We start from the raw sequence: 12,310 nt of genomic DNA on the forward strand, positions 1-12,310 counted from the left end.
TATGAAGAATCGTTTTGTTGTCCTGACCGCCCTGATGCTCGCGCTGACGATGGCGGGATTTATCACCACAAAAAAAGCGATCACCCCGGAAAATGCGCTGGAGAGTTACCTCCATAACGGCGATAAGACCTACCAGTGGGAGCTTAAGGATACCATGAACCTCGGCGAGGTAACGGCCTATAACCTGTTACTGACATCACAGAAGTGGCGGGAGTTTACCTGGCGTCACCAACTGACCATACTGGTGCCGAAAGCCAATCAACACGACGGGGCTCTGCTCTTTATTACGGGTGGGTCCAACAAAAATGAGCAGCCGAACTGGGGTAAAAACCAGGGAGATGCCCTGGCGTTCGGGGCCATTGCGCAGAAGAACAACGCCATTGTGGCCGTCTTGCGTCAGACACCGAACCAGCCGTTTTTCGGCAATCTGACCGAAGATGCCCTGATCTCGCATACGCTTCATAACTTTCAGAAAGATGGCGACTATTCGTGGCCGCTGCTGTTTCCGATGACCAAGAGCGCCATCAGAGGGATGGACGCCGTGCAGGAATTTGCCCGCAAAAACCTCAGACATGAGGTTAAACGGTTTGTGGTGTCGGGGGCTTCGAAACGGGGCTGGACAACCTGGCTGACAGGCGCGATGGATAGCCGCGCGGTAGCCATTGCACCGATGGTGATCGACATCCTGAACATGCCTAAAAACCTGCAGTACCAGATCGACTCGTGGAATAAGTACAGCGAGCAGATCAACGATTATGTGAAGCTGGGCCTGACCAACACCATGACCTCTCCGGAAGGCCGCGCCATTAACCAGATGATCGACCCGTATTCGTACCGCAAAAAACTGACCCAGCCGAAAATGATTTTTATGGGTACCAACGACGAGTACTGGACTGTCGACGCTATCAAAAACTACTACGACGATATTCCCGGCCAGAACCTGATCAGCTATGTACCGAATGCGGGTCACGGGCTGGGCGACAAGCGGCAGGCCCTCGAAAGTCTGAGCGCGTTCTTTGGCGAGACCTTGCTGAAACAAAAGTATCCGCTCTGCAAATGGGAGGTATCGACCACCAGAGAGGGCGTAAACGTGACGGTGAAAACCACACCGGAGCTGCTCGAAGATGCCATTGTCTGGTCAGCCGATTCGGACGACAAGATTTTTCAGGATGAAAAGTGGGAAAGCCGCAGCCTGGGCATCAGCAATCAGGCAAAGGTCAACGTAACGGAGGCCTATCCGAAAACCGGCTACAAGGCGTTTTACGTTTCCCTCAAGTATAAAAGCCCGGGCGGAGGGTCCTATATCCAGAGTACCCGTATGTTCCTGACAGATAACGATGAGGTGTTTTTGAAATAATGATTAATGAACAATGGATAATGAAGCGATCGGCTCCGTATTATTTATTGTTCATCAGCCAGTATCCGGATAGCCCTGCCGGGTAGTTAATGCGTACTTATAATGGACAGTGGATGTGGCTTCAGCGGCCATGATTCATTGTCCATTATTCATTTTAGATTCATGTGATGACGTATTTTCAGAAGTTCTCCTGTGGTTTATTGCTTCTGACAGCGGGTACGGCAACCGCGTTCGGGCAGGTCAGTAGCGGGCCGCAGACGGTTAAGTCCGTAACAGACAGGGCGGTAACGCGTCTCTATGAGCAGCTTTCTCCCCAACAGCTGGATACCATCCGGGAATCCTTTATCCTGAACATGCTGAGTCCTGCTGATAAAAACGTGCTGGCAACCCGCTACCTGACATTTGACGTAAACGTACCGGCGGTGGTTTCGGTCATGCGCGACCAGGCGCAGAAAACGGTGCCGTTCTGGCTGCTCCCCGGCGGGTTTGTTAAAACCGGTATGGTGGTCAAAAATGAAGAATACACTTACGAAGTCTGGCAGAAGCGGGTAAACGCCGGCCGGGTTGAGCTGGGCATCAATGGGTTCGACAAGCACCGGCCCGTGTATTTTGTCAGTGTCGGACCGCAGAAGGCAGGGAGCAGGCTGCAGGTGACCAACTGCCTGCCCGCGCAGACGCAAACCGTCATGCAGAAAGGGGCTTTTACCTATCACGACTGGGATGATCTGGTGCTCGACGAAGTACCCGAAGCGCTGAGAGGGCAGCTATTGCTGCAAACGATCCGTGGCCGGGCGCGGGAAGCCCATCTGGTCGGGGCCTTCCGGAAAACCACCACCCCATCAACGGCAACGCCCGACCAGCTGCTGCTGACGTGGCGTGGTGACCCCGCTACGACGATGAATATCCAGTGGCGGACCAGCCCGGCGGTGAACGAAGGACTGGTTCAGTACTGGGTGGCTGGCCGGCACGATACCCTGACGCAGCCCGCCAGCCGGTTTGTGATGGAGGACCGGCTCCTGCAGAATGACCGGTACGTCCATCGGTTTACGGGCACGTTAAGCGGGTTGGCGCCCGGCACAACCTATACCTGTCGGGTAGGCAGCCGGGGCGGAAGCTGGTCGCCGCCAACAACCTTTTCCACAAGCGCTGCCGCCCCGGACGGATTTTCCTACATCTGGTTCGGCGACACGCACAAATCGCCTGAATGGGGGCAGATAGCGCAGAAAGCCGCCGCCCGTCACCCCGAAGTGGCTTTTTACAGCATTGCCGGTGATCTGGTAAGTACCGGCCTCCACCGCGACGAATGGGATGAACTCTGGCAGCATTCGGGAGGCATCTTTGCCCGCAAACCGCTGATGCCGATTCCGGGCAATCACGATAGTCAGGATGGGCTCGGGGCATGGATGTATCAGGCCATGTTCAGCCTGCCCGAAAATGGTCCGGCAGCCGCCCCGGCAGAGCAGACTTATGCCTTTACGTATCAGAACGCACTCTTTCTGATGATCGACGGCACCTCGCCGGTAGAGCAGCAGACGGCGTGGATCAAAGATCAGCTGGCCTCCTCAAAAGCCGACTGGAAATTTGCCTTTTTCCACTTCCCGCCCTATAACTACGAAGAAGATTATGCCCTGATCCGGAGAGAATGGTGCTCGCTGTTTGACCAGTACCATGTCGATATGGTGATGAGCGGGCACGTCCACTATTACATGCGTTCGAAACCGATGTATGCCGGAAAACCGGTTGACTCCCCGGCCAAAGGGACGATTTATACGATTTCGGTGGGTATCCCGGGCAATCACAACAACATGCCCGCCGAAGACTATGCCGTCAGCCGGTACCCGAAAGGGAATTACTACCAGCACATTACCATCAAAGGCAAAAAAATGATATACACCTGCTACGACCCCGACGGGCAGGTGAAAGACCAGCTAAGCATCCGGAAAGAATGAACCTGAAATACACTACATGGGCATCTGCTGCTCTGATGGCCTTAGAGATACTCTTGATGACTGGCCGGCAAATGCAGGCACAACCCATGGCAACACGACAGGTTCCCGGCGTGTCGGCTCATCGCGGGGCCATGCCCGGGCTGCCTGAGAATACACTAGCCTCTTTTAAGGCTGCTCTGGCAATGGGCGTCGACTATATCGAGATCGATGTCCGGACGAGTCAGGACGGTAAGCTGTTTATCCTGCATGACGGGAATCTGGACCGGACAACCACCGGCAGCGGCCCGTTAAAGGCAAAAACGGCGGCTGAACTGCGTCTGCTTTCGGCCGGCAAAGGGGCTGATGAAGCCTATAGACAGGAAAAAATTCCGACCCTTGATGAGGTATGCCGACTGCTTAGCGACTGGAATAAAACGCACCGGAAGAAAGCGTCCCTGTATGTCGATTGCAAAGAAGTGGCTCCGGCACCGCTTCTGGCAACGTTAGAAAAATATGCATTAGCCGGCACATCCGTTTTTTACGGATCGGATGATTACCTGGCGGCCCTCAGAGAGCAGAGGCCGGTTGCCCGGATTATGCCCGGCTTGACGAGTGAAGCCGACATTGAGGCAAAGGTAGCCCGCTTGAAGCCATATGCTTTTGATGTAAAATGGCAGGCGCTTACGCCCTCCTTAATCAAACGCTTGCATGACCAGCACATCCGCGTCTTTTCGGATGCGCTTGACTACTTTGAAACCGGCGAACAGTACCGGTCGGCGGCCCGCAATGGCATCGATGTCATTCAGACCGACTATGTCCAACGGGTAAAGGAGGCACTGAAGGAGCAGTAGGCCGGACTATCTTAGCGAAATTAACGGACTGAAACGGACTCCCGTTTTGCGCTTTGCTTTTTACCAAACCATTTGCTGAAGGTAAGCACGTAGTACTTTTTGTGGCAGGACCAGCATTCGAAGCGGCTCAGCGGAAGAAAGAATAAGAGCTGCCGGACCAGAAGCGGCCTTCTTATCCGGTCGGAAGACTCTTTCCCGCAGCTCGGACAAACCGGTTTTAAACGTACATTCAGGGCTAGAAAAAGGATCAGAAGAACTACAGGAACAATCCAGACATAGGGGAGCAGGGGAGTCATAGCGTAGTTGAGTTGATTGTATACCTAAATGTAACCCTATAAAAAATACCAATCAATTAATTTACATAATTATACAAGTTAATCATTAAATATTTAAAAAGTTAATTTAATTTAATGAAATGGTTGACAGAACTTTGATATAGTTTTTTAATTTACAAATTAGTAACATTTGTTGAGCAATAGCTACAACAAATAAATAAGATTTTAGTTATTGAGTAGATAAAGGATGATAGGCGACGGTAAGTTCTAAAAATGCATTATCTTTACTTATCTTATAGAGTATAGGCTTCGCTAATGAGTTATCCATTTTGATACGAAGTCAATCGTTATTTTAAAGCACTTGTATCATGGATGCGATGGTCGGTCAACAGGCAACATTTCCTATTTTATTGATTGACGACGATGCTGACGTACTTGAAATTGTAAAAAGAGCATCGCGGAAAACCTTTCCACAGGCAGCGTTTCTGGGATTTCAGAATCCATATGACGCATTGGCCTATCTGGAAAAGGATGAAGAAGATTTACCGAAGCTGGTTTTGCTGGATATCGATCTGGGCCCGGGAGTGATGGACGGATTATCCTTTCTGCCACAACTGAGAAAGCATCCTAAAGGAAGCCAGATGCCCACGGTCATTTTATCGTCCCTGGCAGATGAGGAGCGGATTCAACGCGCCTACGAAACCGGAGCCACTTCTTTTCTGGAAAAACCAATGAATTTCGGGGGCTGGAAACAACATATGAATGCACTGCGCCAGTATTGGAGTGAAGTCGTTAGTCTGCCACAAAAGCCAACAGATGGGTCAACCCCGTCTCCTTTTAACCAGCTTGATGCCTGACGGTTTATTCGAATCGTTTATTAACGCCGGCCAGTTCTTCATGGGAATTGATCGCAATCAGAGCAATTAAAGCGATAAAGACCAGCACCACCACAAACGCCATAGCCCAGCGGCTCCATTGAAAAAGCGACTCCGAAAAAATCGGTTTTGTTCGCTTTATAAAGAAACCAATCAGGATCAGATTTCCGATATAAAGAAACTGCTCAGGCCGGTAGGTACTGATGACAGAACCGGTAATCAGAAAACTCAGCAGGATATACAGGGAAAGGTGTACCAGAAAAAACTGCTGTACATCCGTAAAGCTTAGCCGCAGGTAACTGCCTGATGCGTCCGGCTGAAAACGGTAAAGCCAGTAGGTGGCTGTCCCTAAAATCATTACCAGAGCGGTAATCTGTGTAAGGCGCGTCGGTGTAAAGGTGTCTCCGCTGATTAAATTCCGGTACATGCCCTGTAGCCTTTCCGTTTCAAAGGACTGCTCCCAGACTACAAACGGAATAAAAGCGACCACGATAAAAAGCGGCAGGAAAACCGGATGGGCTCCCTGCCGTTCGACCACGGTATCCCATTGCGAGGTAAAGGCACCATAAGCCATACCAACACCACCGAAGAAGCCGATGGAGTATTCCATGACATTCCAGAAGTTGAACGAAAGATCCGTTGAACTGCCCATTACCTGCAGGAAATTGCCGAACGCAAAACCGAAACCGGCACCCAGGCTGCTGAAAACACCTACCCGCAGGGCTGCCCGCTGCTGATGCCGGCTAACAAAGGCCAGCAGGGCCAGGGCCATGCCCAGACAGGCTGCCCAGAGTTCGGACCGTGGAGGGGTCATAAGCCAGCCCCATTGCTCGATCAGAAAAAAATAGGTTAGCAAGGCCCCGACAGTCATCTCAATCATCAGCAAATGCCATTTTACCGGTTTGATCGATGAATCGGATAACGCAAGTCCGAACAAGCCGCCGCCCAGGAAACCCTGAATGCCACCGATTACCAGCAGCATCACCAGGCCGTAATATACGTTGCCGAAATCGACTCCCCGGCCGAACCCAACCACTTTCCCGTAGCTCATGATGCCGCCGATACCCCAGCCAAGGCCGGCCGCCAGAGCGGCTTTTAAGGCTTTGTTGTACCAATCCGTACGTTTGGCGATCAGAATAACCGCCAGGGCGCCGATGGTACCGGCCCAGGCCGCGCCTTGCTCATGTCCGAATTGACCGCGAATTGCCCAGGCTGTGCCGAGCGACATACCCGCCAGTAATAAGGCGGTGATAAACTGCTTGTTGGTTAGCATGATGTGAGTAGCCGTGGAGTATGCTTGAGAACGAACTGTTTATAGTACGCTGCCGGATAAAAAACAGACTACCGGCAGAGAAAAAAGCGGTAAAAAGTAGTACGTCAATCAGGCTTTCACGTATTACACCCAGAAAACTCTCCGGAACATGAATCCATCTATAACCGAACGGCTGGCCTTCGACGGTGGTCAGCCGACTGTGACCAAAACGTTTCCGTGGCCGGTATTTGACGAGCGGGAAGTGCAGGCCGTTGCCGGGGTCGTACGGTCGGGCAAGTGGGGTAATCCTGACTGCCTGGATGAGGTCGAAGCGTTCGAAAACGCCTTTGCCCGCTACTGTGGCAGCAAATACGCCATCACCTGCGTCAACGGTTCGGTATCGCTGCGGCTCGCCCTGATCGCCTGCGGTGTCAGGCCCGGCGATGAGGTGATTGTGCCCCCCTATACGTTTATCGCAACGGCATCGACGGTGGTCGAAGCCAACTGCGTACCGGTTTTTGCGGACATCGATCCGGATACCTACAACATCGACCCCAAAGCCATTGAAGCCGCCATAACCGACCGGACCAAAGCCATCATTCCGGTACATTTTGCCGGTCAGGCCTGCGACATGGATGCGATCATGGACATTGCCCGGCGGCATAACCTGCGTGTGATCGAGGATGCGGCTCATGCGCACGGGGCTGCCTATAAGGGACGGAAACTCGGCTCCATCGGGGATGTGGGCAGCTTTAGCTTTCAGTCGTCCAAAAACCTGACCAGCGGTGAAGGCGGCATTGTGGTGACAGACGATGACGAACTTTACCACCTGATGCATTCCCTGCGGAACGTCGGTCGTATCGAAGGCGGGCAATGGTATGATCATTACAATCCGGGCTGTAATTACCGCATTACACAGATGCAGGCCGTTCTGCTGACCGAACAACTGAAACGCCTGGAGGAACAGACGCAGACCCGTAACGAAAATGGCCTGTACCTGAATGAGTTGTTGGCCGATGTTGACGGGATTACACCACTGACTCGCGGCCACGGCGAAACGCTGCACTGCTATCACCTCTATATTTTCCGGTATGATGCGGCAGCTTTCGGCGGCAACCTGTCCAAAGCCGGCTTTGTGGAGCGGCTGGCGGCCGAAGGCGTGCCCTGTTTCCGGGGCTATCCGCATCCGCTTTACCGGCAACCGCTGTTTCAGAACAAGACCTTTATGTGCTATGCCTTGCCGGATACGGTAGACTATAGCCAGGTCTATTGTGAGGTTGCCGAACGGGCCTGTAAAGAAGAAGGCGTCTGGATTCTGCAGCATGCCATGCTGGGTACCAAAGCCGATATGGACCTGTTTGCCGAAGCCATCCGGAAAATTCAACGGGCTGTCCGCGCGGCCTGATCAACGTAGCAAAACAACGATGAAGAAAGTATTGATTAGTGCGTTTGGGGTGGTTCTGTGCGCCCTTCAGTCGCTGGTAGCGCAACCGGTTAACCTCCGTAAGGCAGTGCTGCTTGTGTCACCGTCCATCCCGATGCCAATGCGGGAAACGGCTCCGCGCATGCTCCGTGAAGAAATCGCGAAACGCACCGCAATTACCCTTAAACAGGCTGAAGACCGGACCAGGGCGGGCGGGGTTTCTATCGCTCTGGCTTTGTCGGGCGACGCCAGTCTGTTCGGTGTCAGTGTACCGGCCCGGACAGGCGACGATGTGGCCGAACGAAAGCCGGAGGGGTTCCGGGTTGTAACGGAACAGCAGGGCAGCAACACCACTGTCTGGATTATCGGTGACGATGCACGGGGCATTTTGTTTGGTACAGGCTGGTTATTGCGCCATCTGCAGATGGATGCCACACAGCTACAGCTGCCCGGTGCCGTGGATGTGGCACGTTCACCGGCCTATCCGATACGCGGACACCAGCTCGGCTACCGGACAACGGCGAACTCCTACGATGCCTGGACGGTTGCACAGTTCGAGCAGTATACCCGTGAGCTGGCAATCTTCGGATCCAATTCCGTGGAAGGGATACCGTTTCATGAGGACGAAACCCCGAGCGTGCACTTTAAGCTACCGGCGGCAGAAATGCGTATCAGAATGAGCGCCATCTGTCAGCAGTACGACATGGACTACTGGCTCTGGACACCAGTGACCTTTGAATTGCACGATGCGGCCAAACGAAAGGCTGAACTGGAGATGCACGAGGCCTTTTACCGGCAGTGTCCGCGTCTTGACCATATTTTTGTGCCGGGCGGTGATCCCGGCGATAACCATCCGCGGGAAGTCATGCCGTTCCTGAAAGACCTGCATGACCGGCTGGTCAAATACCATCCGAAAGCCAAAGTCTGGCTGTCGCTGCAAGGATTCAGTGTGGAGCAGGTCGACTATTTTTACCGTTATCTTGACCAGAACAAGCCAGACTGGTTCGCCGGGGTTGTATCAGGCCCCGGAAGCCCCCCTACGGCCGAAACACGGTACCGGTTACCCAAACAGTATGGGCACCGGCAGTATCCGGACATTACCCATACCGTTCGCTGTGAATTTCCGGTCGAACACTGGGACCAGGCCTATGCGCTGACCTTAGGGCGTGAACCGGCCAATCCGCGTCCGTTTGCATCGGCACGGATTCAGGGGACATTTGCCCCGTTTACCGATGGCTTTGTCGCGTACTCGGATGGTTGCCACGACGATGTGAACAAGGTGATCTGGAGCATGCGGGCCTTTGAACCAGCCAAAGACATTACCGGAATTCTGACCGAATACAGCCGCTTTTTCTTTAATCCGGCGGTGGCCGATCAGGCGGCGGGCGGAATTGCCGCCCTGGAGCAGAACTGGAAGGGGCCGCTGGCTGAAAACGGCGGGGTCGAGGCGACGTATCAGTTCTGGAAAACACTCGAAGCCAGTCAGCCGAAGCTGGCGGGTAACTGGCGGTGGCAGTTATGTTTGTTGCGGGCCAATTACGATGTCTATATCCGGCGGCGGCAACTCTACGAACAGGGACTGGAGCGGGACGCCAATACGATTCTTGCCCGGGCGACGGAATCAACGATGGATGAGGCGGTAACGAAAGCGCTGGATGTGATCAACCGGGCGGATAAAGCGCCGGTTTCGGCCGATGTGCGGGCGAAAATAGAAGCCCTCTGCGCGGACTTGTATGCCTCTATCGGTCTCCAGACGAGTGTGCCGAAGTATAAGGCCAAAGGTTATGAGCGGGGCGCGCTGCTCGATTTTGTCGACTACCCGCTGAATAACCGCTGGTGGCTGACTGACGAGTGCGCTAAGCTGAAAAGTCTGCCCGCCAAAGCGGCTCAGCTGGAACGCATTAAGGTACTGGCAGCCTGGGAAACCCCTGGTCCCGGTAGTTATTACGATGATGTGTCAAACGTCAGCAAGGGGCCCCGCGTGACGACGGTATCGGATGATGCGACCGACGTAGCCTGGTGGGACAATGGCAGCAGCCGGGCGCGGTTGTCGTCGCAGCTATTTCAGCGGGCACCGGCGCTGACCTACACGAATCTGGAGCCGGGGGCGCGCTACGTCATCCGTGTGGCCGGATACGGCGAGGCCCTGTTGCGGGTCGACGGTAAGCGGCTGGAGCCTGTTGTGTACAACCGCGAAGACGGGACGTTCAAGGAGTGGATTGTCCCGCTCAGCCTGACGATGGACGGCCAGTTATCGGTCACGTTCGATGAACCGGAAGAATCGCATCTCAACTGGCGGAAGCAATCCCGCATATCAGATGTCTGGCTGCTGAAACGATAAAGGAAAAGCCTCGGAAATCAACGCGGTTTTCGGGGCAGACCAGCAGCTATGTACCTGAAACGCTATCCGCTTTTCTGAAAACGGGCGGCCAGCTTCTCCCAATTCATCATGGCCAGCACAATCACTGGTTCATCTGTAGTGAAATTTCCTGAATTCAAAAAAGGCTCCTGCACTCACTCCCGTTTTTCTCCGGTTGGTCAGGCAAAGTCTGCAACTGACGCTGAATGGCTGGTGTTGCGCGGCAATACGGCTTAGTTTTGAGGCATAGCGTATCCTTAACTAAACGTAATGATGTGTTCAATGACAGCTATTCTGTTGCCTTTGTTTGTGTTGAATCTGGCGATGGCTTTCGGGGCCGGCCTCTACGAAACCCGGATTGTGTTGCCAAGGTGGTTTCCTGAATCCGGTGGCCGGTACGCGGTAGACCGGGAGGCAATGATGGATCTGGAATCAGGCCGGCACTTCTGGGGATTCGTCACAACGGGGCCGCTAACGATGCTGACGCTGGCTAACCTTGCCCTTGCCTGGCAGTCGCTGCCACCGGTACATGACTGGTGGATGGCGGCCAGCCTCGCGGCCCTGGCCGAACGGGTGGGCACATTCACCTTTTTTATACCGGCCGCCATGCGCCTGCAACGCGGAAACAAGCTGAAAAACGAAGTGTTACATCCCGTCATCCGTCGCTGGATACAGGCCAATTACCTGCGTAATCTGCTGACCCTGGCCGCCTGTCTGCTGGCTCTGAAAGCCCTGATGCTTGTCTGAAAACCGGTCAGTAAAGGCAGGGGAATGAGGTTGATAAACAGCTGGTTGGTTAAGTGAGGTCTGTTACTGCATAAAACGCTTGATTTTACCGGACGAATGGTCGAGAATGTACAATTCGCCGGCTGCATCCTCGCCGAAAGCGGAGATCGACCCGCCGTCACCGGAAATAAGAGCATGGCTGGTTTTCCGGTTATTGTCAAAGCTGAGTGCCCAGAGTTTTCCGTTGCTGTAATCACCGAAAATGTACTTGCCGCGCAACGACGGTAGTTGCGAACCCCGGTAAACAAAGCCACCCGTCACCGAGACGCCATCGGTGCGCGGGTAGGTATGAACCGGATCAATCAATTGCCCGTTATCACAATCGTGGCGGGGATTGTAGCAACGGCCTCCTTCTTTCAGCCGCCAGCCGTAATTGCCACCTTTGGTGATAAGGTCGATTTCTTCAAATTCATTCTGTCCTACATCACCCGCCCAGAGCTGCCCCGTCTGGCGGTCGAAGCTAAACCGCCACGGATTACGAAGCCCGTAGGCATAAATTTCCTCACGAAAGCCTTCCTGATTGCCGGCATACGGATTATCTGCCGGGATACCGTACAGACCTTTTGTTGTATTATCGACATCAATGCGCAGGATTTTGCCCAGCAGTGAGCTCCGGTTCTGGGCATAGTTATGCTGGTCGCCCCAGGCCCCGCCATCGCCGGTAGCGATATAAAGGTAGCCGTCCGGACCAAAGGCAAGTTTACCGCCGTTGTGATTATCATAGGGCTGCGGGAAGCGTAGCATTACCGTTTCTGTCGAAGGATCGATCCGGTTGGGATCTGAAGCGGAGACTTTGAAGCGGGCGATGATGGTTTCCAGCGGCTTACGTTTGGTGTAATTGACATACAGATAGCCGTTCTGCCTGAAATCCGGATGAAAAGCCAGTCCCAGCAACCCCATTTCGCCTTCTGAGGACACCCGGTCTGTGATATCGAGATAGACACCAGCCGACTGCACCGACGGATCGTTGCGGAAAACCCGGATCCGGCCCGGCTGTTCGTTGACAAATACCCGGTTGCTGCCATCGCCGGCATGCGTAAACTCCACAGGACGCTCAAAGGTCAGTCCGGGAAAGGCGTTTTCCAGCCGGACCGCCTGTGCTGCCGGACTGGATGTGCTGCTTTTGGATCCTGACATCATGATGGTCAGCAACATACCGATTGCCGGCAAAAACAGGGAAGACGTATTCCGTTTCATGCGCATG

The 12,310-nt window shown here is 53.8% G+C and carries 10 protein-coding genes; 8 read left to right on the top strand and 2 right to left on the bottom strand.

Annotation, left to right across the window (positions count from 1 at the left end; genetic code table 11):
- Position 1 precedes the first annotated feature (1 nt).
- From BLX24_RS00295 to BLX24_RS00310, 4 genes are all read left to right on the top strand, one after another.
- Positions 2-1,357, top strand: a complete 1,356-nt coding sequence (locus tag BLX24_RS00295) for a PhoPQ-activated pathogenicity-related family protein (RefSeq protein WP_071501104.1) — start codon at positions 2-4, stop codon at positions 1,355-1,357.
- A 167-nt stretch (positions 1,358-1,524) separates the two neighbouring features.
- Positions 1,525-3,306 (top strand): purple acid phosphatase family protein, encoded by a 1,782-nt coding sequence (locus BLX24_RS00300; protein ID WP_083421723.1) that lies wholly within the window; start codon positions 1,525-1,527, stop codon positions 3,304-3,306.
- Between the two features lie 86 nt (positions 3,307-3,392).
- Positions 3,393-4,136 carry a glycerophosphodiester phosphodiesterase gene (locus BLX24_RS00305; RefSeq protein WP_177225747.1) on the top strand — a complete coding sequence of 248 codons (744 nt, stop codon included), beginning with the start codon at positions 3,393-3,395 and terminating at the stop codon, positions 4,134-4,136.
- A gap of 643 nt (positions 4,137-4,779) precedes the next feature.
- Positions 4,780-5,268: a response regulator gene (locus tag BLX24_RS00310; RefSeq protein WP_083421724.1), complete on the top strand. Its 489-nt coding sequence runs from the start codon at positions 4,780-4,782 to the stop codon at positions 5,266-5,268.
- Positions 5,269-5,272: 4 nt separating this feature from the next.
- Here the strand turns inward: BLX24_RS00310 and BLX24_RS00315 are convergent, their stop codons facing one another.
- Positions 5,273-6,559, bottom strand: a complete 1,287-nt coding sequence (locus BLX24_RS00315) for a hypothetical protein (RefSeq protein WP_071501107.1) — start codon at positions 6,557-6,559, stop codon at positions 5,273-5,275.
- Between the two features lie 148 nt (positions 6,560-6,707).
- On the opposite strand from BLX24_RS00315, the gene BLX24_RS00320 reads away from it, so the two are divergent.
- The 4 genes from BLX24_RS00320 (at position 6,708) to BLX24_RS00330 (ending at position 11,067) form a co-directional block, all read left to right on the top strand.
- The gene (locus BLX24_RS00320) at positions 6,708-7,943 is read left to right on the top strand and encodes a DegT/DnrJ/EryC1/StrS family aminotransferase (RefSeq protein ID WP_071501108.1); all 1,236 of its coding nucleotides are present in this window, start codon (positions 6,708-6,710) and stop codon (positions 7,941-7,943) included.
- A 19-nt stretch (positions 7,944-7,962) separates the two neighbouring features.
- Positions 7,963-10,302, top strand: a complete 2,340-nt coding sequence (locus tag BLX24_RS00325) for a hypothetical protein (protein WP_071501109.1) — start codon at positions 7,963-7,965, stop codon at positions 10,300-10,302.
- 108 nt (positions 10,303-10,410) lie between these two features.
- Complete coding sequence (locus BLX24_RS32525; protein WP_177225748.1) at positions 10,411-10,557, top strand: hypothetical protein; 147 nt, start codon at positions 10,411-10,413, stop codon at positions 10,555-10,557.
- Between the two features lie 45 nt (positions 10,558-10,602).
- Entirely contained in the window at positions 10,603-11,067 is a 465-nt protein-coding gene (locus tag BLX24_RS00330; RefSeq protein ID WP_071501110.1) for a hypothetical protein, read from the top strand.
- A 63-nt stretch (positions 11,068-11,130) separates the two neighbouring features.
- On the opposite strand, the gene BLX24_RS00335 is transcribed toward BLX24_RS00330, so the two are convergent.
- On the bottom strand, positions 11,131-12,303 hold the full coding sequence (locus tag BLX24_RS00335) for a PQQ-dependent sugar dehydrogenase (protein ID WP_071501736.1): 1,173 nt from the start codon (positions 12,301-12,303) through the stop codon (positions 11,131-11,133).
- Positions 12,304-12,310: the final 7 nt, after the last annotated feature.

Source organism: Arsenicibacter rosenii, from assembly GCF_001870735.1.
Taxonomy (GTDB): Bacteria; Bacteroidota; Bacteroidia; order Cytophagales; family Spirosomataceae; genus Arsenicibacter; species Arsenicibacter rosenii.